The organism is Psychrobacter sp. CAM01 (assembly GCF_032842965.1).
Classification (GTDB): Bacteria; Pseudomonadota; Gammaproteobacteria; order Pseudomonadales; family Moraxellaceae; genus Psychrobacter; species Psychrobacter celer.
In genome coordinates this window covers 129,531-149,867 of sequence record NZ_JAWJBL010000008.1, presented here as the reverse complement: position 1 = coordinate 149,867, position 20,337 = coordinate 129,531, and the positions used below count along the sequence as shown (strand labels likewise).

At 48.2% G+C, this 20,337-nt stretch carries 21 protein-coding genes and 1 tRNA gene; 11 read left to right on the top strand and 11 right to left on the bottom strand.

Annotated elements, in window-relative coordinates:
* Nucleotides 1-120: 120 nt before the first annotated feature.
* Nucleotides 121-195: transfer RNA gene (locus R0I52_RS04295), tRNA-Gly, on the bottom strand.
* Between the two features lie 378 nt (nt 196-573).
* Between R0I52_RS04295 and R0I52_RS04290 the strand changes: the two genes are divergently transcribed.
* The 4 genes from R0I52_RS04290 to R0I52_RS04275 all read left to right on the top strand — a co-directional run bounded on the left by R0I52_RS04290 (nt 574) and on the right by R0I52_RS04275 (nt 3,052).
* Nucleotides 574-1,386 carry a M48 family metalloprotease gene (locus R0I52_RS04290; RefSeq protein ID WP_317053308.1) on the top strand — a complete coding sequence of 271 codons (813 nt, stop codon included), beginning with the start codon at nt 574-576 and terminating at the stop codon, nt 1,384-1,386.
* Between the two features lie 266 nt (nt 1,387-1,652).
* Nucleotides 1,653-1,973: a BolA family protein gene (locus R0I52_RS04285; RefSeq protein WP_317053307.1), complete on the top strand. Its 321-nt coding sequence runs from the start codon at nt 1,653-1,655 to the stop codon at nt 1,971-1,973.
* Between the two features lie 103 nt (nt 1,974-2,076).
* Nucleotides 2,077-2,436, top strand: coding sequence for a SirB2 family protein (locus tag R0I52_RS04280; RefSeq protein ID WP_289000790.1), 360 nt, complete (start codon nt 2,077-2,079; stop codon nt 2,434-2,436).
* Between the two features lie 214 nt (nt 2,437-2,650).
* Nucleotides 2,651-3,052, top strand: coding sequence for a hypothetical protein (locus R0I52_RS04275; RefSeq protein ID WP_317053306.1), 402 nt, complete (start codon nt 2,651-2,653; stop codon nt 3,050-3,052).
* 121 nt (nt 3,053-3,173) lie between these two features.
* Here the strand turns inward: R0I52_RS04275 and trxC are convergent, their stop codons facing one another.
* Nucleotides 3,174-3,617, bottom strand: a complete 444-nt coding sequence (gene trxC / locus R0I52_RS04270) for a thioredoxin TrxC (protein WP_317053305.1) — start codon at nt 3,615-3,617, stop codon at nt 3,174-3,176.
* An 85-nt stretch (nt 3,618-3,702) separates the two neighbouring features.
* Nucleotides 3,703-4,572: an MBL fold metallo-hydrolase gene (locus tag R0I52_RS04265; RefSeq protein ID WP_317053304.1), complete on the bottom strand. Its 870-nt coding sequence runs from the start codon at nt 4,570-4,572 to the stop codon at nt 3,703-3,705.
* A gap of 236 nt (nt 4,573-4,808) precedes the next feature.
* On the opposite strand from R0I52_RS04265, the gene R0I52_RS04260 reads away from it, so the two are divergent.
* From R0I52_RS04260 to R0I52_RS04245, 4 genes are all read left to right on the top strand, one after another.
* Nucleotides 4,809-5,222 (top strand): metalloregulator ArsR/SmtB family transcription factor, encoded by a 414-nt coding sequence (locus tag R0I52_RS04260; protein ID WP_317053303.1) that lies wholly within the window; start codon nt 4,809-4,811, stop codon nt 5,220-5,222.
* Between the two features lie 102 nt (nt 5,223-5,324).
* Entirely contained in the window at nt 5,325-7,034 is a 1,710-nt protein-coding gene (locus R0I52_RS04255) for a SulP family inorganic anion transporter (protein ID WP_317053302.1), read from the top strand.
* 259 nt (nt 7,035-7,293) lie between these two features.
* Nucleotides 7,294-7,620 (top strand): beta-lactamase hydrolase domain-containing protein, encoded by a 327-nt coding sequence (locus R0I52_RS04250; RefSeq protein WP_317053301.1) that lies wholly within the window; start codon nt 7,294-7,296, stop codon nt 7,618-7,620.
* 201 nt (nt 7,621-7,821) lie between these two features.
* Complete coding sequence (locus R0I52_RS04245) at nt 7,822-8,154, top strand: TIGR01244 family sulfur transferase (RefSeq protein ID WP_100750024.1); 333 nt, start codon at nt 7,822-7,824, stop codon at nt 8,152-8,154.
* 177 nt (nt 8,155-8,331) lie between these two features.
* Here the strand turns inward: R0I52_RS04245 and ahpF are convergent, their stop codons facing one another.
* Nucleotides 8,332-9,909 carry an alkyl hydroperoxide reductase subunit F gene (ahpF, locus tag R0I52_RS04240; protein WP_317053300.1) on the bottom strand — a complete coding sequence of 526 codons (1,578 nt, stop codon included), beginning with the start codon at nt 9,907-9,909 and terminating at the stop codon, nt 8,332-8,334.
* Nucleotides 9,910-10,320: 411 nt separating this feature from the next.
* On the opposite strand from ahpF, the gene R0I52_RS04235 reads away from it, so the two are divergent.
* Nucleotides 10,321-10,569 (top strand): YdcH family protein, encoded by a 249-nt coding sequence (locus R0I52_RS04235; RefSeq protein WP_207970068.1) that lies wholly within the window; start codon nt 10,321-10,323, stop codon nt 10,567-10,569.
* Between the two features lie 126 nt (nt 10,570-10,695).
* On the opposite strand, the gene R0I52_RS04230 is transcribed toward R0I52_RS04235, so the two are convergent.
* Nucleotides 10,696-11,562, bottom strand: a complete 867-nt coding sequence (locus R0I52_RS04230; RefSeq protein ID WP_317053299.1) for a glucose 1-dehydrogenase — start codon at nt 11,560-11,562, stop codon at nt 10,696-10,698.
* Between the two features lie 283 nt (nt 11,563-11,845).
* A complete protein-coding gene (gene ahpC / locus R0I52_RS04225) occupies nt 11,846-12,412 on the bottom strand; it encodes an alkyl hydroperoxide reductase subunit C (protein WP_075100409.1) in 567 nt (188 codons plus the stop codon).
* A gap of 293 nt (nt 12,413-12,705) precedes the next feature.
* Here ahpC and R0I52_RS04220 point away from each other — a divergent pair, with 293 nt between their 5' ends.
* Together R0I52_RS04220 and R0I52_RS04215 are read left to right on the top strand one after the other, a co-directional pair.
* Nucleotides 12,706-13,614: a hydrogen peroxide-inducible genes activator gene (locus tag R0I52_RS04220; RefSeq protein WP_317053298.1), complete on the top strand. Its 909-nt coding sequence runs from the start codon at nt 12,706-12,708 to the stop codon at nt 13,612-13,614.
* A 6-nt stretch (nt 13,615-13,620) separates the two neighbouring features.
* On the top strand, nt 13,621-14,292 hold the full coding sequence (locus R0I52_RS04215) for a hypothetical protein (protein ID WP_317053297.1): 672 nt from the start codon (nt 13,621-13,623) through the stop codon (nt 14,290-14,292).
* Here R0I52_RS04215 and R0I52_RS04210 read toward each other — a convergent pair.
* The 5 genes from R0I52_RS04210 to R0I52_RS04190 form a co-directional block, all read right to left on the bottom strand.
* Nucleotides 14,273-14,875 (bottom strand): methyltransferase domain-containing protein, encoded by a 603-nt coding sequence (locus R0I52_RS04210; RefSeq protein WP_317053296.1) that lies wholly within the window; start codon nt 14,873-14,875, stop codon nt 14,273-14,275. The two genes, R0I52_RS04215 and R0I52_RS04210, sit on opposite strands and share 20 nt — an antisense overlap.
* A gap of 134 nt (nt 14,876-15,009) precedes the next feature.
* Nucleotides 15,010-15,636, bottom strand: a complete 627-nt coding sequence (locus R0I52_RS04205; protein ID WP_317053295.1) for a M48 family metallopeptidase — start codon at nt 15,634-15,636, stop codon at nt 15,010-15,012.
* Between the two features lie 94 nt (nt 15,637-15,730).
* On the bottom strand, nt 15,731-17,314 hold the full coding sequence (locus R0I52_RS04200) for a DUF1513 domain-containing protein (protein WP_317053294.1): 1,584 nt from the start codon (nt 17,312-17,314) through the stop codon (nt 15,731-15,733).
* A gap of 3 nt (nt 17,315-17,317) precedes the next feature.
* On the bottom strand, nt 17,318-18,466 hold the full coding sequence (locus tag R0I52_RS04195) for an imelysin family protein (RefSeq protein WP_317053293.1): 1,149 nt from the start codon (nt 18,464-18,466) through the stop codon (nt 17,318-17,320).
* Between the two features lie 95 nt (nt 18,467-18,561).
* A complete protein-coding gene (locus tag R0I52_RS04190) occupies nt 18,562-20,223 on the bottom strand; it encodes a di-heme oxidoredictase family protein (protein WP_317053292.1) in 1,662 nt (553 codons plus the stop codon).
* Between the last annotated feature and the right edge of the window lie 114 nt (nt 20,224-20,337).

Genomic DNA, 20,337 nt, shown 5'->3' with positions numbered 1-20,337 from the left:
GTATCAATTCATCCGTATTTTGTAACCGTTTTTACGTAAATTTGATCAGCTACCAAATTTCACCCATAAAAAAAGCCTCACAATAATGTGAGGCTTTAGTGCTCTAAAAAGAGCCATATTTGGAGCGGGATAAGAGATTCGAACTCTCGACCCCAACCTTGGCAAGGTTATGCTCTACCACTGAGCTAATCCCGCTAAACATCGAATCGCGTTATTGTTAACAACAACTCCGTCTCGATAGGCTGGCTATTTTAGCAAAAATTCTGAGCCTGTCAACACCTTTTTTGGCATTTTTTGCAGATATTTTCGCCGCCAGCCTTTATTTACCAGCGATTCCGCTATAAGCGTTTGATTTTACAATAAGTATTATCGGTCGGTTTTTATAAAATATTTTAGCAAATAAAGGGCTGTACTTGCTGGGCTCACGGCCATGCATGTCTATCACTGTGTTTGGGCGCGCTGTTTACTTACAATCATAGGGTGTACTGTTACTTTTTCTGTCTTGGTTTTGGCTTATTAACATTATTATACTTTGTGCAACTTTATTTATTATTTACAGTGAGGATGTTTATTATGAAAAAATTACTGACCACAACTGTCATGGCCGCGTCTTTGTCGGCGCTGACACTGGCTGGCTGTAGTAGCACCACCAATACTGGCGCGGTGGGCGTTGATCGTCAGCAGTTGCTCTTGGTCTCTAATGAGCAGGTGTTACAACTATCAGCGCAAAGCTATGCAAAGACCTTGCAAGAAGCAAAAGCTCGCGGTTTGCTCGACACCAATAGAGCCCAGCTCAATCGCCTCAAAAACATCTCCAACCGTCTGATCGGGCAAGTCGGCGTCTATCGTCCTGATGCCGCAAAATGGCCATGGGAAGTACACACGATCAAATCAAATCAGCTCAACGCTTTTGTGATGCCAGGTGGCAAAATCATGTTTTATTCAGGCATCATCGATCGCCTCAATCTGACTGACGATGAAATCGCTGCCATCATGGGACATGAGATGTCTCACGCATTACGTGAGCACTCACGCGAGCGTATCTCTCGCCAATACGCCACTCAAACGGGCATCGGCGTCGCCGCTAGTATCTTTGGTCTCTCGCAAAGTCAGGCGCAGCTGGCCAATGTCGCCGGTGACCTAGGCCTGAGTCGTCCGCATGGTCGTACTCAAGAAGCAGAAGCCGACCAGATTGGTCTTGAGCTAATGGCTCGCGCAGGCTACAACCCGCAGGCCGCGATTAGCTTGTGGCAAAAAATGCAGCGCGCCAGTCAAGGTGAGCCGCCGCAGTTTTTGAGCACTCACCCAAGCAGCAGCAATCGCATTGCTCAGCTGCAGTCATTGATGCCCAAAGTCATGCCGCTTTACCAAAAAGCACGCCGCTAATCATCATTTAGCATGACTGATTAGATTGACTGTCAAGCAGAGTACAGACCACGGTTTGTATTCTGCTTTTTTATAAAGGTGGCCATACTCCATTGTCTGCTGAATGATAAGGCGTGGGCATCAGTGTCTGCTATAATCGGCGTCTGCTATAATAACCTCATGCATCGCCGCAAGACGCTAATACGTCATCGGTGCCCATACCTCATCAAACACCACTTTATTACGTAACGTTTTATCAAACCATATCGCGTAAAAGGATGCTATCCATGAATACCACGCCTACCGCTGATGCCCTCTATGCTGAGCTACAGAGCTTGCAGCCGCAGCATATCGAGCTGATTAACGAATCGATGAATCATGCAGGCTACTTTGATGGCAAAGAAAGTCATTTTAAACTCACTATCGTAAGCGATGCCTTTGAGGGCAAGCGTTTGGTCGCTCGCCATCAACTGGTTTATGGCTTGGTCGCGCCCCTACTGACTTCGCAAGGTGGCTCGGTGCATGCCTTAGCCATACATGCCTATACGTCAACAGAATGGCAAGGGCAAAGCCCAGATAGCCCCTTGTGTGCTGGTCAAAACAGCTGAGCCATCGACAGAATAACAGAATAATCAACCATGACTGCGCGTCGTATGAACATTGTGACGGTAGCGCTGCGTGATTGGATCACCTCAGAGGGAAGGATATTTAATGAAACATTTACATATGCTGATGGCCGTCCTGACCATCGTTCTGTTTTTATATCAAAGCTATCTGGTATTGAGTGCCAATAGACGCGCTCCAAAGGCGGTGAAGATAGCCACGCACATCATTTATGCGCTTGTCATCGGCTCAGGTGCCATCATGTTGATGCAGCTAATGAGTGCCAACGCCCCTGTGCAGTGGGTGTTTGCCAAGGTTATTTTGTTAATCGCTGCCATCAGTGCCAGTATAAAAGCCTTTAACAACCATGCAACGTCCGGCCAAAGTAAAACGGGGATTTTGATCTCGGCGATCGCCTATGCAGGTATCGTGATACTTGCTGTGGTCAAACCAGCCAACTTATTTTAAGGCGCTGTTTACGGAGGCTGCGCAAAATTCATCCCAGTAGCGCTTTGGAACTTATGATAGTTTTGTTTGCAACTGACTATAGCTGGCATATTTCATAAATGACATATTTTTCAATATCTTAATCTGTTTATTTTTGCTATCTTAAATATAAACAACGGCGTTTATCACCGATCTTGCTGTTTTTATAACCCCCATCTTGCCTTATGGAGCCACTATGAAAACTCTCTTTTCCGCGACATTACTGGCCTCAGCAGGCATTTTTGCGCTTGCAGGCTGCGCCTCGACTGGCAATATCACCCCGCAGTATGTGCCGCCCAGCACCTACCAAAACTATGACTGCCAAGCGCTGAGCCAAGAGTACAACCGTATCAATCGTTATGTCGAGACTGCGCGCAATCAGCAGTCGACCATCGCTGCCTCTGGTGTGGGGGTCGGCGTCTCAGCGGGCCGCTGGGGTATCTCACCCAATATCAGTTTTGGCCTGGGAAAAAGCAACAATACCAAAGCCCGCGATGCCAAGCTATCACGGCTCTACGGCGAGCGTGATGCCGTTGTTCAGGCCGCACGCATCCAGCGCTGCAGCTTTGCCCATGGCATCAAGATATATGGCGAATAAACAAACTATGGTGAGTTGATAGAGGTCAAATCGATCAAATACCATCGTTGCTCATACGACCATAAAAAAGCCAATACGCGATCAACGTATTGGCTTTTTTGATGAGGACACACCCTAGTGGTTATGATTGCAATTGTAGGCTTTGTACCCACTGCACGATTTGCTGACTGGGTAGCGCGCCTGACTGCCGCGCAATCTCTTTACCACCTCTAAAGGCTACCATCGTCGGTAAGCTGCGTATACGATAAGGCGCGGCGGCTTGTTCGTACTTATCGGTTTGCAATTTGGCAAAGACTACTTGTGGCAATTGACTGGCAGCCTCTTTAAACTGCGGCGCCATCATCAGGCACGGCTGACACCAGCTCGCCCAAAAATCCACGATGGTCAATACCTCATTTTTTTGAATGACTTTATTGACAGTTTGTGCGCTCAGCTCATGCGGGCTGCCTGTCAATAATGGCTGACGGCAGCTACCACAGTTTGGCGCAGCAGTCAGCCGCGCTGCTGGTATACGGTTGGTCGCTTGGCAGTGCGGGCAGACCAGATGCAGATTTTGTTCATTCATCATCAGACTCCTTTTTTAGCCCTTATGATTTTTGTGGCGTATGTGCTTGCTACTTTTAAATATAGCATAACTTTATATGCTGCCATTATCCCAGCGCATTGATGGGTACTTTAAGATAACGGGTGCCATTGGCTTCTGGTTGCGGAAAATTCCCTGCATCGATATTGACTTGCACAGCCGGAATAATCAGACGCGGCATCGAAAGCGTGGCATCGCGCCGCTCACGCATCTGCACAAACTCTGCCTCGTTGATACCGTCTTTGACATGGATATTGCCCATTTTTTGGGCGGCGACCGTGGTGGTTGGGCAGTGCTTACGCCCTTGACTCGGATAATCGTGACACAAATACATGACGGTATCCTCAGGTAGCGCCAGTAGTTTTTGGATAGACTGATACAGCATTTTGGCATCGCCACCTGGGAAATCGCAGCGCGCTGTACCCACATCAGGGGCAAACAACGTGTCTCCAACAAATACCACGGTTTTTTCTGCATCGGCCGCGACATACGCCATATCTGCACGCGTATGACCTGGCACATACATCGCTGTGATGGTGATGTTACCAAGCGCTAAGGTATCGCCGTCGTCCGTCAAAATATCAAACTGACTGGCATCGGTACGAAAACTCATGTCAAAGTTAAAAATTTGCTTAAATATTTTTTGGACTTCCGTGATGTGCTGACCCATGACGAGCTGCCCGCCGAGTGTTTCTTTGACATGGATGGCCGCCGATATATGATCGGCGTGGGCGTGGGTTTCGATGATATACACCAGTTCCCAGCCCTGCTCACGGACAAAGGCGATGACCTCATCGACGCTACTGGTAGCGGTGTGACCAGACTTGGCATCAAAATCCAATACAGGATCGATGATAGCACATAGCTTGTGTTGGACATCGGCCAGTACGTGTGTATAGGTCTCAGTATCGCTATGTAAGAAAGAATGAACTTGCATGGCAGCCTCGCTATCAGAATGTTTTAATCTTTAAATATTTTTAACCTATAAATAATAATTAAGTATGATATCGAGTCGTATATAATATTTACTCGGTTGCCGACTCGTTTATGGTGTTAATATAGCAACTCCCATACAATTTATCAATTTATATAATGTAATTAATGATAACTTGCTATCATTGATGATATCATTGATAATTAACCATATATTTATTGATGTCACCGAGACAGTTATTGCTATTTTATAAGGAGCTCACTCTGACTACTTCTACTTCAGCATCGAGTGCATCCATTCAGAGTACGAATGAGGATGCCTCCACACATCCAGCAGACTTTGTCCCTGCCGATCTTGCCAAGCAGATGCAACAAGCCTCTATGCAGGCCAGCCAACTATTAAAGTCGCTCTCGCACCCTGATCGCTTGCTGCTGCTATGTCAGCTCACCCAAGGTGAATACTGCGTCAGTGAGCTTGAAGGTTTGGTCGGCGTTGGACAGCCCAGCTTGTCGCAGCAGCTCGGTATTTTGCGCAAAGATGAGCTGGTCACGACCCGCCGCGAAGGCAAACAGATCTACTATCGTATCGCAAGTGAGGATGCGCTGGCGGTCTTAAATCTGCTGTACCAACGTTTTTGTGCCAAAACCGACTAGCCACAGCCAGTCAATAGCCGTTCACAGACGCGGACGGCCACTATCACTTGTTGGCGCTGCTATTTTTTGTTGTCGAAATATTTTTTAAGATGATGTGCTGATATGTCTTCTATCGCTGCTCGCCTGATTCCCACATGGCTACGCCAATACCAGCTAGCCACCTTGCCAACTGACGTCATCGCCGGATTGGTCGTGGGCGTGCTTGTCATTCCGCAGAGCCTCGGCTACGCAGTATTGGCAGGATTACCACCTGTGTATGGCCTGTATGCGGCGATTGTGCCAGTCATTGTCTATGCTTGGCTGGGCTCGAGCAATGTCCAAGCGGTCGGTCCTGTCGCCATCACAGCTATTATGACGGCAAGTAGCTTGCTGCCCTATGCCGATAAAGGCGCTGAGCAGTACGCCTTGATGGCAAGCCTATTGGCGTTTATGGTAGGAGCCCTGCTCTGGGTAGCCGGACGTCTCAAGCTCGGCTGGATTATGCAGTTCATCAGCCGCGGGGTCTCGGCAGGCTTTGTCAGCGGTGCAGCGGTGCTTATTTTTGTCAGTCAGCTGAAGTATTTGACCGCGATTCCAGTCGCGGGTAGTAGCTTGATTGGCTATCTGTCTAGCCTGCAGATGTACGCGCGCCAGCTGCATCCTCTGACCTTGCTTATCGGTGTCATCGCCTTTGCCCTTTTGGTAGCAAACCGCTATGCCAGCAAGTGGGTCTGGCGTACGTGGCTGTCAGCGTCATTGGCTAAATGGGCCGAGCGTTTATTTCCCCTGATTTTGCTCGGTGTGGCGATCATACTGAGTATGTCGCTGCATTGGGGCGCGCTGGGGGTTGCGACCATCGGCAGTATCCCGCAAGGGCTGCCAAGTTTCACACTACCGCATCTGCCCGATGTGCAAGAAGCGCTCAAGCTTTTGCCTACTGCAGGACTGATGGCGCTGATTGTCTTTGTGTCCAGCAGCTCTGTGGCGAGCACTTATGCACGCTTGCGCGGTGAGCACTTCGATGCCAACCGTGAGCTGACAGGTCTTGGGCTGGCCAACTTATCTGGCGGTCTGTTTCAGAGCTTTGCGGTCGCTGGCGGGTTTTCGCGTACCGCCATCAACGTCGACTCAGGGGCCAAAACCCCAATGGCCAGCCTTGTCACTGTGGTGGTGATGGTCGCCGCGCTGATCGCTTTTGGTAATGCACTCGCGCCGCTACCCTATGCGCTGCTGGGGGCGACCATCATGGCCTCTATCATTGGGCTTATCGATATCGATACCCTAAAGTCGGCGTGGCAGCGAGATCGTTTGGATGCCGCCAGCTTTATTGCAGCGTTTGCAGGTGTACTGATATTTGGTCTAAATACAGGACTGGTCATCGGTCTGATGGTGTCTTTCGCCAGCCTTATTTGGCAATCGAGTAAGCCGCACGTGGCGATCGTCGGTCAGCTGGGCGGTACAGGACACTTTCGCAATATCAATCGTCATGATGTGGTGACTTTTGATCATTTGTTGCTACTGCGTATCGATGAAAGCTTGTTTTTTGGCAACAGCGAATCGGTACATCTGCGCATTTTAAAGGCATTACAACAATACCCTGAGGCGCGCGAGCTTATCTTAATCATGTCTGCTGTCAACCATATCGACCTGACCGCCCAAGAGATGCTCAGTACGCTCAATAAAGAGCTGGCACAACAACAAAAACGGCTGCACTTTAGCTTTGTGAAGGGGCCGGTCATGGATGTCATCGGTCACACGCCGCTCATCACCGAGCTATCAGGGCAGGTCTATCTCAGTACACTCGACGCGGTCGATGCGTTGACAGAGCGCTAGCAGGCGGCTGGTATGTATGGCTTTATAGCTGCGAGCTGATGTTTGCCGCTTTGTTTTTACGACATCGCATCAATCACTGGTGTCACTGGCAATAAAATATCGTTATGATAGGATATAAAGCAGGCTGTCTTTTGTATAGACAAATAAATTAAAATAGCAGGCTATCCTCTCCCGCTCACGAAGGGAGACTGACGCTTTGCCGTCTGATGACAAACCGACTGCCCTATCCCATTTTTCACATATTTAATCGAAGCTATTTATGACCGATGACATAACGATTTATAAGCAAATTTATCCCAGCCAGTGTATCAAACTTGCTGAGCTGGGTTATCGCTCTGTACTTAACATCCGCCCTGATGCAGAAGTGGAGTCACAGCCCAATAGTGGCGAGTTTGCCGATGCCACCGAGCAGGCAAACCTAAGCTATCAGCATCTGCCTTTTGATGATGAGCGTTTGAGTATGCTGACCGTCGAGCAGTTTGCCGACCTTTATCACGCGCTGCCCAAACCCATCTTGATGTTTTGTGGTACTGGAGCGCGTGCCAAGCTTTTGTATCAGAGCGCCTTGATGCAGGATTTGTTGTAAGCCTATATAGCCAAGTACCGCTGGGGTATTGCTCTGCGCTCTATGACTGTATGGCTTTATGAATACACGCTATAAGCTATAAGCTACAAACAGCCATCTCTGATTTTTGGCTGATAAGAAGCCATGATAGAGCCCAACAGCTCTATACACGTAAAATGCTGGCGCAAAAACCAGCCCATACAACTAAAAATAGGAATATTTATGAGTCATCAAGTTCGTATCACAGGGCAAATCACCCCTGACCAAGTCCCTATGCTCGCCGAAAATGGTTTTAAAACCATCATCAATAACCGCCCTGATGGCGAAGAGCCAGGACAGCCAACCAGCGCAGAGATTGAAGCGGCAGCGACAGAGGCAGGCTTGGCTTATAAAGAAGTGTCTTTTGCCGGTAGTGAGCTCAGCCAACACCACGTCGAAGAATTCGCAGATTTCTTTAATCAAGCCGAGCAGCCCATGCTGATCTTTTGCCGTACGGGCAACCGCTCAACGGGTATCTACGAGGCGGCCAAACGCATGGATTTGTTAGACGACTAGCCTATTATTAAGCCATGCGCCTGCCAGATACCCCATGGCAATAACAATAAGTGCCTGTGCTAATGACATTAACAATGCTCAAGACGCTTGGCATAAACGATGAACCATAAAAAACCCCTGAAGCCTATATAGACTTCAGGGGTGTGTTTTATAAAAGATAAGTAATTAAGTAAAAGCTTACTGCATAACCAAATATTCAAACGCTGATAGTGCTGCTTTACTACCCTCACCCATCGCGATATTAATCTGCTTAAAGGGGACTGTGGTCACGTCACCACAAGCAAAGATGCCTTTGCGGTCAGTGCGGCAGCGCTCATCAATCTCAATCTCACCAAAGCGGTTTAGATCGACAAAGCCTTTGACAAAATCCGTGTTTGGCACAAGACCAATCTGAACAAACACCCCTGACAAATCGCGCTCATGGGTCTCACCGGTGTTGCGATCTTGATAAACGATAGACGTCACCTTATTGTCAGTCGCTTTGATCTCTTGAGTGGCCGCATTGGTGATAAACTCGATATTGTCTTTTTCTTTGGCTTTATTAATCAGCACCTGATCGGCTTTGAGGTCGTCTGCAAACTCAAGCACCGTCACATGATTGACAATACCCGCTAGGTCCAGTGCTGCCTCGACACCTGAGTTACCACCACCGATGACCGCGATGTCTTTACCTTTAAAGAACGGGCCATCACAATGAGCACAGTAAGCCACGCCTTGACCGATGTTTTCTTCTTCGCCTGGTACACCAAGCTTACGCCACTGGGCACCGGTCGCAAGGATAATGCTGCGCGTCTCAAAGCTCTCACCGGTGTTTAGATGAATGCTGTAATTTTCCTCAGCCGTCTCACCGATTTCTTTGACACTGACGTGCTCTTTTAGGGTGATGTTGTACTCGCGCAAGTGTTTTTCAAAGTTGGCTGACAACTCGTTACCCGTGGTCAACGGTACAGAGATCAGGTTTTCGATGTCTTGCGTGTCTTTTACTTGTCCGCCAATACGGTCAGCGACCATGGTGACTTTGAGGCCTTTACGCGCGGTATAAATCGCGGCGGCAACCCCAGCAGGACCAGCACCGATGATGGTGACATCTTGCTGCTCTAATTGGTCTTCGTCAGCGCCTGCCTCTGCTAGCAAGTCAGGGAACTGCTCTTGCAGTTTTTCGATGAGTTTTGCCGTATCGATCAGACCGTTGGCAAATGGCTTACCGTTTAAGAAAACCGCTGGCACGCCTTGAATATTGTTTGCCTCGACCTGCTCTTGGAACAACGCACCATCAATCATCTCGTTGCTGATATCATCGTTGAGTATCGCAAACTGGTTAAGCGCTTGCACCACTTCTGGGCAGCTGTGGCAAGACAATGAGACATAAGTCTGGAACTGCAACGGCTTATTAAAGCGTTTGATCAGTTTTTGAATACCCTCGTCTAACTTTAGCGTATGACCGCCCGCTTGCAAGATTGCCAAAACCAGCGAGGTAAACTCATGGCCACCTGGGATACCGCTAAAGACGATACCCGTATCGCTTAGCGCGCCATCGATATGGCTATAAATCGCAAAGCTGATCGCGCTTGGCAGGCTGTCGTCAGTGGCTTGCGCATCGAAATTGATTTTATCAGTCGTGCCTGCGATTTTATTCAAAAAATCAATCAATTCACTGCGTTTTTCGTGCTCACCGCTACCCAATACAAAGGTAATCGGACGAGTCATGTTTTCGCTATAGCTTTTGATCGCATCTAATAAATTTTGATCTATCATGTTTGTTCCCCATCATTATTGGATATGTAACGGCAACTGTCGCATTGCCTGTTCAAATACGGTTTTTTTGTGACTGTTTCTGTTATAAAAAAGAGATTGGGCATTTGGTTTATGCCCTTTGATGTCTCTATTATTATAGGTTTAGGCATGTTGGGCAAGCTGAGAAACTCAAACCTTACGTTTTATAAAACCAATCATAAGACATTAAAAATAATTAATATTAAAACCATCCTTGACGGATTGCCATGGTATCAAGGCGGTTTTTTCGCTACAATCAAATGAGGCGAATGGGAAGGGTTCTTATTTGCCTACATCAACCTCAAGTCTCACCATTACAGCAATCTTCACGATTACGCGCTTATACTTGCTGGTGTTTGTGGCAAGCTGGCGCTTCATAACAAGGATGACAATATGAGAAAGACTGATACATGGCAAGATAACCGAGAGATCATCAGCGAGCTAAAACAAAAAGACAGTCACTTTGCCAGCATTTTTGATGAGCACACCATGCTGGATCAGCAAATCAATCAGCTGGAAAAAGACACGGTCAAGCATGCCAGTCGCGAAGACGAAATCGAGCAAATGAAACGACGAAAGCTGCATTTAAAAGATGAGATTTATCAAATCATCGATAAAAATAAACTACAGTCTCAGGCTTAGTACCACACGCCCTAGTGCAAAAACACAAACATTTTTTAATCATATAAACCCCCATCAATTTTCGCTGATGGGGGTTTTGTTTCATAATATAACTAGCGAATAGTTTTAAATATTAGCCAATAGTTATCAACCACCAATGATTTCGCCACCATTGACGTGTATCACTTGTCCTGTCACATAGCTTGCATCATCACTTGCTAAGTACAAGTAAGCAGGTGCAACCTCATTTGGCTGCCCTGCTCGTCCCATCGGCGAGCTTTGGCCAAATGTTTCAATCTCATCGGGTGTGAATGATGCAACGATGAGCGGCGTCCAAATTGGCCCTGGCGCGACGCCATTGACGCGAATACCTTTCTCATTACTCATCAAATTATTGGAGAGCGCGCGGGTGAAGGATAAAATAGCGCCTTTGGTCGCGGCATAGTCCATCAGATGATCGCTGCCGCGGTAGGCGGTGATAGAGGTGGTATTGATGATACTACTGCCCGCTTGCATGTGCGGCAGGGCAAATTTACTTAGCCAAAAATGCGGATAAAAATTGGTATGAATGGTCTTATCGAGCTGCTCGGTGCTGATGTCCGTGAGCGTTTGCTGCTCGACTTGTCGGCCTGCATTATTAACCAAAACATCGATATGGCCAAACTCTTTAACCGTTTTATCAATGAGCTTTTGGCAGTTATCTTCTTTTGATAAATCAGAGGCAACCAATAAACAGCGGCGACCATAGGACTCAACGTGATGCTGCGTCTTTTTAGCGTCTTCATCTTCACATAGATAGCTGACCACCACATCTGCGCCTTCTTTGGCAAATAAAATCGCCACCGCTTGACCGATGCCGCTATCAGCCCCCGTCACAATCGCGACTTTACCAGCCAGCTTGCCATCTGGATAGTCGCGCGGCAGTACCTCAGGTGTTGGCTGCTGTTGTTTTTGCGAGCCGGGCAAAGGCTGCTGCTGCTGAGGAAAGTCTTTATTTTCTGATTGATGACTCATGATTTTACTCCTTTATTATCATATTCATTCTTATAATGGTCATGATTAAATAATTATCGATGATAAAACAAGCTGTTAAATAATCTACCACCGCTTATCGTGCAAAGCCTGTTATCAGCATAAATAACCGAAAATAGAGTTTGGTAAAATCTGGTGTCAACCTGTAGACGAGATGTAAAAAAAGACCCTATCAACATCTGCTGATAGGGTCTTTGTCTATAAGACTGGCCAAATATAATTAATAACCAGTGCTATAAAATTATCTAAATAATGTATCGACTACTTAGATTTTACCAACCAAATCAAGGCTTGGTTTTAGCGTTGCTTGACCTTGCTCCCAAGCGGCTGGGCAAACTTCGCCGTCGTTGTCACGAACGTACTGAGCGGCTTTTACTTTACGGACCACGTCTTTTGCGCTACGGCCGATGCCTAGGTCATGGATTTCAGCTACTTTGATGAGGCCGTCTGGATCGACGATGAAAGTACCGCGAAGCGCTGCGTTGTCTTCTTCGATCATGATGTTAAAACCACGAGTGATTTTACCAGTGCCATCACCTAGCATTGGGAAAGTGACTTTACCAATCGCTTCTGAAGAGTCGTGCCATGCTTTGTGCACAAAATGCGTGTCAGTTGATACTGAGTACACTTCTACGCCTAAGTCTTTTAGCTCTTGGTAATGGTTTGCCATGTCTTCAAGCTCAGTTGGGCAAACAAAAGTAAAGTCGTGTGGGTAAAACATAAACACAGCCCAGCTGCCTTTTACGTCTTCTGAAGTGATGGTTTTGAACTCACCGTTTACAAACGCTTCTGTTGAGAATTCTGGGATTTCTTGATTGATAATAGCTGCCATGATTGGCTCCTTTTTTGATTACAGTGTTTTAAGTTACATTGTGATGATAGAGTTGGCTGTTTTTACCAAGCCTTTAACTCTCTGGGCTACATGACAAACTATACGCGAATTTCATGGTTAATCCAGTTAAAAGTTTTTAATGTGATGTTTTGTTTTATTAAACTTGTTAAACTATTATCTCTAGTTTTTATCATCAGTGCTGTACGCGTGTATGCTGGCCTGATAGTAAACAAGTATCCGACATCAATCATCTGACAAGATAGCATTAAAAAGCCCATAAATAGAGAGGTTTTATGATTACTTTACGTCAACTTGAGTTTGCCTTAGCCGTTGCCAAACACCGCCATTTTAAGCGCGCGGCCGAAGAGTGTAATATCTCACAGTCTGCGCTGAGTCTCGGTATCGCTGAGCTCGAAAAACAGCTAGATACGCAGATTTTTGAGCGTAACAATAAGCAAGTGCTGATCACCCCGATTGGGCAAGATATCCTGACACGCGCGCAGCGGGTGTTTTCTGAAGTGCGGGATTTGACCACCCGCGCCCACAGTCACAAGACCCCGCTTGCATATCCGATGACGGTCGGTATTATTCCAACGATTGCCCCGTACTTGCTGCCTAAAGTACTGCCCGCGCTGCGCGAGCATTATCCTGAGTTTCGTATGACCATCATCGAGCAGCAAACCGAGCGCCTACTCGAACAAGTGCGCTATGGTCATATCGATACCGCTATTATTGCCTTGCCTTATGCCGTCGATGGGCTACACAGTTTTGAGTTTTGGAGTGAGGACTTTTTTGCGGTATTTCCCAAAGATGATGTGCACGCCAAACTTGAGACCATCAATGCTGATGAGCTGGCGACGGCCAATTTGATGCTCCTCGGTGAAGGACACTGCTTGACCGATCAAACCTTATCGGTCTGTCATTTCGATCGCGCGCAGATGAAATCGAGTTTTTCTGATGCCAGTCTAAACACCCTAATTCAGATGGCGCTAGCGAATATGGGTACAACGCTGGTCCCTGAAATGGCGCTCGATCAGCTGCATCTACATAACCAAAACGCGGTCGCTGTGCCACTTGCCGAGGCCGGACCGCATCGTCGCATTGCCTTTGTCACGCGTCTAAACTACGCTCGTGTCGATGACGTAAATCTGCTGGGTAATGTGTTTAAACAAGCATTAGAAGAAGCGGCCAATAAGAGCTAAGCAAATATGACCGACCTCCTGCAAACCGGCTCTCGTCTTAGTCAATGCTTTGAGAAGCATCTACTATCGGCTACAAATAGCGATATTAAGCCGGCGACAGTCCATGCGCTGTGGCAAGATATCGCTACTCGCTATAACGAAAACCAGCGCGTTTATCATACCTTACGCCACTTGCAGCAATTGTTTGGACAGTTTGAGCAAATCAAGCATAAGCTTAACGAGCCTCATATTATTGCATTAGCCCTGTTTTATCATGATGTGGTATACGACCCACTGCGTACAGACAATGAGCAAAAAAGCGCCGAGTACGCAGCAGAAACGTTACGCCCGTATCTTTGCGCTGAGCAGTGCGAGCACCTCTATGCGCTGATCATGATGACGACCAACCATCAACTTACGGGGCTATCTGACCCTGACAAAATCAATGATGCCGCTTATCTATTGGATATGGATTTAAGCATTTTGGCTGCGCCTTGGCCACAGTACGAGCGCTATGCGCAAGCGGTGCGCCAAGAGTATAGCCATGTGCCATTAGCCGAATATCGTACAGGACGAATGGCGGTATTAAACAAACTATTGGCGCATCCAACGCTTTATCTAACTCATTATTACTATGAGCGGCTTGAGACGCCAGCGCGAGCAAACATCCAACGTGAGCTTACTTCGCTTGCAGCTTAATAAACAGCTCGCTGCCTTGCCGTGCCGGATGTGAGTTATAGCAGCGCTCCATAATATCGATATCAAAATGGCTGGCAAAACGCTGCTGGTACTCTTCTTTTGTACCACCAAAGGGCGGCTCATCACGGCCAAAATCAACATCAAACAACACGCCAACCAGCTTACCTTGGGGTTTGAGCAGTGAGGCCATTTTTTTGACATAATCATCGCGGCGTGAAGGGTCAATGGCACAAAAAAACGTCTGCTCAAGCACCCAATCAAACTGATACTGCGTAGGCGATAACTCAAAAAAGTCGGCACAAACTAAATGCTCAGATGGAAAGTCAGGATAGCGCTCGGCAAAGTCATTGATGGGCGCTGGAGCAAAGTCCACCAGCGTCACATTGGTAAAGCCTTGCTCATACAAATAGCCCACTTCGTAAGCATTCCCCGCTCCTGGCACCAAGATAGCCTGCCCCTTAGCAGATTCAGGCAACTGATCTATATAGGCTTTGAGCGGTGGCGACACTTGTCCCATATCCCAACCGGTACTGTCTTGCTCGTAGCGCTGCTGCCAAAACTCGGCTTGACTGACATTTTCCATATTATGTTTATCCTTGCTTATTTTTAATAATACGTTTTGTACTGTTATAGATTATCATATCAATATTATGGCCAGTATTATGGTTAATATTATATAGGTTACTTGGCGTTATTATTGACATAGTCGATCCACTCTTAATCCAACTGCCCTGTCTTGCCTGCCAGCATATCGTGCCAATACCGATAATCTGGCATCGCGGTCGCCACCGTTTGCCAAAACTCATGGCTATGGTTGGCATGATGCAGGTGGCACAGCTCATGGACGATGACATATTCGGTGCATTCAATCGGGTAGGCAGGCAGATATACAGACAGCCAAATACGACGCGCGCGCGTGTTGCAGCTGCCCCAGCGCGTATGCATCTTTTTTAGGCGTATCTCATTGGCATAGGCTCCGACCACAGGTTGCCATTTGTCAAACAAGGACGGCATGATAGCCGCAAGCTGCTCACGGTAATAGGCCAGTTTTTTATCATGGCTGAGTGTGATAGATTGCTCGGCACCCCAAAGTAAAATAGGGCTGTCGGCCGTTGAAGAGTGTGCTAAAGGACGATGTTTACGCTGGTGCTGCTCTAAGACTTGTGCATGATTGTCGATTGCCCAAGACACACGCTTGGCAATGGCTTGCTCGATCTGCGCGGTACTGATAAAAGCCGGTGCGGAGACCATCAATGTGTACGGCTTTAAGCGAAAATTGATGTTTTTGACGCGCTTTTTATGGACTTGTAGCTCTATCCCTGCCTGCGCAAGATGTTGTCTCACCGCATGTAAACTGATGGCCTGTCTCCTTACATGCTTATATTCTTACATTCTTACATTCTTACATTCTTGCTTTATTATTTAGCATTCACCGCCGTTACAGTGTTTGCAAATGATTGTCAAAAGACATTTTATGCCACTTGCTATCGCTCCTCACTTGCCAAGCGGTATCTAGCGATGTGCTGGCGGCTGACGCTGCTGTCGGTGCCGACTTCACCTCTAATGTCGTTAGCTGCCCTTGCCCATCACTCACGATAAAGCCTGCTTTTTTCTCATTAGCCAACACCGACGCGCCCGCACAATCTGGCAAACTGACATCATCAATCAACTGCCGCGTATTTAGATCATAAACCACTGCACAGCCGCCAATTGGGGTGGTGACGCATAGTAAATCATGCACACTGTCGACGGCGACGCTGGCAATATACTGATGAAAGCGCTGCCACTCATTATTAGGCATGGTGAGCGGCTCGAGGTCAGCATCGCCGCGCTGATGCGTCAGTACCAAGGGCACATTGATATGCTTATCTCCTTGAAACTGAATACCAATCATCACCGTGCCATTATCGTGCATGGCGAGATGACGCACGCTCATCTGGTTGTGCGCTGGGATGACCTGCTCCAGCAACGCGCCAGTGTGACGATTGAGATACACCAATGACGGGCGCATGCTATCGAGATTTAGCTCTTCGCGAGAGGCACGCTCGGTTTTGATACCGCCATTGGCGATCACCAGTGTGTCGCCATCAGGATGCATGACCAGCTCATGCGGGCCGATACCAAAAGCATCAAATTCTGCGATTTTTTGATAGTCATCAGTCGCATCATAGACACCGATTTTGCCATCGAGGCTCACCGTATCGTTTTCGGTCACATACAAACGCTGGGCATCTAAGCTATAGCAGGCATGACCATAAAAATGTCGATGGTTTGCCGCTTGAATGGCTGTCTTGACCTGCCCTGTGGCAGTATCAAGCACCCAAAACCTCTCACTAGGACGACGCCCCATCACCACAACATCACGGCGCTGCTGATGATTGCTTTTATGGTATTGCATATCGTACTGGGTATCTGTATCAAACACTCCATCGACAGACGGCTGTACGACGATATCATGGACACGCTCAGGCATGGTGGTCTGCCAAACGATCTGTCTATCAGCGTCTATACCGACGACGCCAAAGTCATTGTCAGACTGTCCATCAGTGTAGTCAGTGACAGTGAGATTTTTTGGCATAGACGCCACCCCACTCACCCAGCACACGGGGCGTGCCATCATGGTGGTGGTATGCACAGCAGCCAAATCAGATATAACGTTATTATCATTGTTATCTGAATAAGGCTGCTGATAGGCTCGCTGCCATGTCACCGCCGCCTGCTGGCAAGCATGGCGAAAGCGTGCTAGCTTTGACCACTTAGGCTGCTCCGACGGCTGTGGCACTAAGCTACTGCTCAACTGCCATGTCTGCCACTGCGCGCGGACACCGATCACGTAATCTTGCAGGCTTGCATCGGGCTGCCGGCGTTTACGATAATGATGATGGACAGCGACCAGCGCCGCTGTGCCTGTGACGCTAGCGAGCGTTGTCATGGCAGCCGACGTCAGTCGCTCGTGGCGAGACTGGTTGCCTTCGTGCAGCAGTAAATCTCGGTTATGGGTATCGTCATTACGCTTACGCATTATTTAATCGCCATCGGTACTATTAAAGCCCACACGGATACCGAGTGTCGGTATCAGCTGGCGCTTGATAAGACGGGTAATAGTGGTTAGATGGTCATACAATTCTTGCTGCGCTGCTTTATCAGCCGTGGCGATGTCTTCTGGCATCTGCGCCAATAGCGTGGTGGCATCTGCTAAGGCAGTCGATAGCGTATCAGCGACGTTGTTTTCATTATTGCTGCCGAGGATAGCCGTCAGGACAGGGTCTGTCAGCGCCTCATTTAACGTGGCTAATTTGGCATTGATAATGGCGCGGCTTTGGCCAGCAGTGGCGGCTGGCACATGACCTTTGGCTTTGCCCGTCAACCCCAAAGGCTGGTCAATGGCGTTCGACTTCATAGTCTCAACCAACGACAGTAACGAATTGAACCATTGGTTTAGGCCCTGATCGCTATCAGCTGTTTTATCAATCGCCAACAGCGTTGTCGCGTTTTTTTGCCAGTCTTTTTCGATGTTTTGTAGACGCGTACTCAAGGCATCACTGGCGCTTATCACATAAGCACACTGTCCCGCATCCAAGCTATCATTGGCATACAGGGCTTCTTCTAGTCCTGGTACCCCTTGCACGATAGCACTCTCATCAGCAAGCTGCTCTGCGGTGAGCTTTGGATTGGCTGCGATCAAATCAGCCACACCGCTATGCACCAGCCCGCGCTCATCAGGATAGTAGTTGATATATAGGTTGCTCATGCTAGCGGTGGCAGGCCCAAAGTTGATCATCTCAGCGCGCGCCCACGCTTGTGCCAGCACCAGCCACTGATCCCGCAGCGTTTGCAGCTCATCATCGCTGACTGCGCCTGAATGGCAGTGCTTTTGTGCCAGTTCATGCAGCAGCTCACTTTGACGCGCCGCATCGGCATAGGCAGGAATGACGAGATCATCTGCTACATGGGTCAGATAGGTCTTTTCTGTCTCAGCGCTGATATCGACAGCAGCGATACGCTCTGTCCTGTTATTTTTATCATCTACAGACGGCGTAGCGGCGCTCTCTTGCGTAACTTCTTGACCCTCAGAATCTGGCGCTTTGTTTTCATCTGCAGGTTTGACGCAGCTGATCAGCAGGCCCGCACTCAAAGCAGACAGTGCCATTGCTACAGCAGGGTTTATTTTCATAGGTTTCTCGGTATTTATATGAGTGATTTTGTCAATTGTTTATTGGTCGTTTGCTAAGAGCGTATCCTTTGCCCACAAGCCTTTTGTCACGCAATTTATAGCGACTGCAAGAACGCTGTCAATTCAGCCCGTCCTTGCTTGTCTAACTGTAATACTTTTTGTTTTTGTTTTTCAGCCTCGCCGCCGTGCCATAGTACTGCTTCCATCAAGGTGCGAGCACGCCCATCATGCAAAAACGTCGCTTGCGGATCGACCGTTTGGGCAAGACCAATACCCCATAAAGCCGGCGTTCGCCACTCATAAGAGTTGGCCAAAAACTCTACTTGCGCGTCTTTTGGCGGCAGCTTACCAGCAATCGTCCGATCGGCAAGCTCGTCGCCCATATCATGCAATAGCAAATCAGTATAAGGATAAATCACTTGTCCGTGCTGCTCAAGATGATCATCGTCGGTTTTTGGCAACTGATAGCGCGGGGTATGACAGCTTTGGCAGCCCATATCATAAAAGCGTTTTTTGCCAGCAAGTACCAGCTCATCCTCGGCATTGCGGCGATGCGGGACGGCCAGATTGCGCGTATAAAACTCCACAAACTTGGCCACCTCGTCATTGACCTCCACAGGTGGCTTACCACCGCCTTGCTCATCAGCGCCCGTGGTTGCATTGACACACGCCGTTTGCGCAGGCATGCAGGACTCATGAGGACGGATGTTTGAGGTCAGCCCCATGTCTTCATTAAAGGCACTTTGGTTTTGTGTCAAAAGCTTGGTTTGTCCTGCTTTCCAGCCAAAGCGTCCCAACGCGGTTTTGCCCGTCTGCGGATCCATGACCCAGTTAAACTTACCACTGATATCAGCGCTGTCATTATCGACGGCTTGTTTTTTGATATCGTCATCGGGTATTTGTTCCAACAGTCCAAGCCCAATCATCGGCAAGGCCACACGCGGTGATACCATCATCTCATCATCAAACGCGCCATAGCCAGGGCTAGTCAGATGAAAGGTGGGCGCGCGCAGGGTTTCGACATGACCATCAGCGAAAGTGACGGGCTTGTCTGTCCACTGCACCGCGATTCTTGCTTCAGCAGGCACGCCCTGAATACCGCGATCTTGTAGCTGGCCGCCATACATCGGATGCACGACTTTTTCGATCAGCGAGTTTTGCAGCTGCGCTCGCTCCTCATCGGTGGTCGCTGGCATCGCCAAACGAATCAGCAAGCTATCGGCATCGTCCTCACTACTCATCGGTGCGTGGCCACGGCCATCTTTGATATGACAAGACTGACAAGCCGCAACGTTAAATAATGCCCCAAGACCATCACGGCTATCGGTACTGGCAGGTGCGACCACCCACGGCTGACGAAAAAACGCATTACCAATAAAAAAACTGCCCTTACGTGAGGCGGACAGATTGGATGAGGGTTTGGAGTAACTCTCGCTACTGGTAATGCTAATGCCCGTGTCGCCGCCTTGTTTGATCTCTTGCGGGTCAAATATCACCAGCTGCTGCATCGGCACGCCAGCCAGCGATTCCACGGTTTGCGTACGTTTGGGCGTCAAAGCGGACGCGCCTTCGCCACTTGCAACGGCAGTGTCATTGGTGTTTTTATTGGTCGATGCGCTGTCTGACGTGCTATCCGTGGGCTGACAAGCGCTGATGGCGATTGCACCTGCGACGGTGAGCGCAAGTTTCAATGATGTACCTTGTAAGCTTGAAGAAAAGAAAGGGAAAGCAGAGGGCTTGGTATGAATAACGCTCATAGGTGTTGCCTTAGTTCTCAAGTAGAACCATTAAAAGGGCTGGCTATAACAGTATTTTTTCTTATCAATATAGGGGTATAAAAATACATCGACGCTATAAATTAACGTCTGACC

Coding starts and splice junctions, on each gene's coding strand:
- R0I52_RS04290 (WP_317053308.1), top strand. CDS start 574: ATGAAAAAATTACTGACCACAACTGTCATGGCCGCGTCTTTGTCGGCG.
- R0I52_RS04285 (WP_317053307.1), top strand. CDS start 1,653: ATGAATACCACGCCTACCGCTGATGCCCTCTATGCTGAGCTACAGAGC.
- R0I52_RS04280 (WP_289000790.1), top strand. CDS start 2,077: ATGAAACATTTACATATGCTGATGGCCGTCCTGACCATCGTTCTGTTT.
- R0I52_RS04275 (WP_317053306.1), top strand. CDS start 2,651: ATGAAAACTCTCTTTTCCGCGACATTACTGGCCTCAGCAGGCATTTTT.
- trxC (WP_317053305.1), bottom strand. CDS start 3,617: ATGAATGAACAAAATCTGCATCTGGTCTGCCCGCACTGCCAAGCGACC.
- R0I52_RS04265 (WP_317053304.1), bottom strand. CDS start 4,572: ATGCAAGTTCATTCTTTCTTACATAGCGATACTGAGACCTATACACAC.
- R0I52_RS04255 (WP_317053302.1), top strand. CDS start 5,325: ATGTCTTCTATCGCTGCTCGCCTGATTCCCACATGGCTACGCCAATAC.
- R0I52_RS04250 (WP_317053301.1), top strand. CDS start 7,294: ATGACCGATGACATAACGATTTATAAGCAAATTTATCCCAGCCAGTGT.
- R0I52_RS04245 (WP_100750024.1), top strand. CDS start 7,822: ATGAGTCATCAAGTTCGTATCACAGGGCAAATCACCCCTGACCAAGTC.
- ahpF (WP_317053300.1), bottom strand. CDS start 9,909: ATGATAGATCAAAATTTATTAGATGCGATCAAAAGCTATAGCGAAAAC.
- R0I52_RS04235 (WP_207970068.1), top strand. CDS start 10,321: ATGAGAAAGACTGATACATGGCAAGATAACCGAGAGATCATCAGCGAG.
- R0I52_RS04230 (WP_317053299.1), bottom strand. CDS start 11,562: ATGAGTCATCAATCAGAAAATAAAGACTTTCCTCAGCAGCAGCAGCCT.
- ahpC (WP_075100409.1), bottom strand. CDS start 12,412: ATGGCAGCTATTATCAATCAAGAAATCCCAGAATTCTCAACAGAAGCG.
- R0I52_RS04220 (WP_317053298.1), top strand. CDS start 12,706: ATGATTACTTTACGTCAACTTGAGTTTGCCTTAGCCGTTGCCAAACAC.
- R0I52_RS04215 (WP_317053297.1), top strand. CDS start 13,621: ATGACCGACCTCCTGCAAACCGGCTCTCGTCTTAGTCAATGCTTTGAG.
- R0I52_RS04210 (WP_317053296.1), bottom strand. CDS start 14,875: ATGGAAAATGTCAGTCAAGCCGAGTTTTGGCAGCAGCGCTACGAGCAA.
- R0I52_RS04200 (WP_317053294.1), bottom strand. CDS start 17,314: ATGCGTAAGCGTAATGACGATACCCATAACCGAGATTTACTGCTGCAC.
- R0I52_RS04195 (WP_317053293.1), bottom strand. CDS start 18,466: ATGAAAATAAACCCTGCTGTAGCAATGGCACTGTCTGCTTTGAGTGCG.
- R0I52_RS04190 (WP_317053292.1), bottom strand. CDS start 20,223: ATGAGCGTTATTCATACCAAGCCCTCTGCTTTCCCTTTCTTTTCTTCA.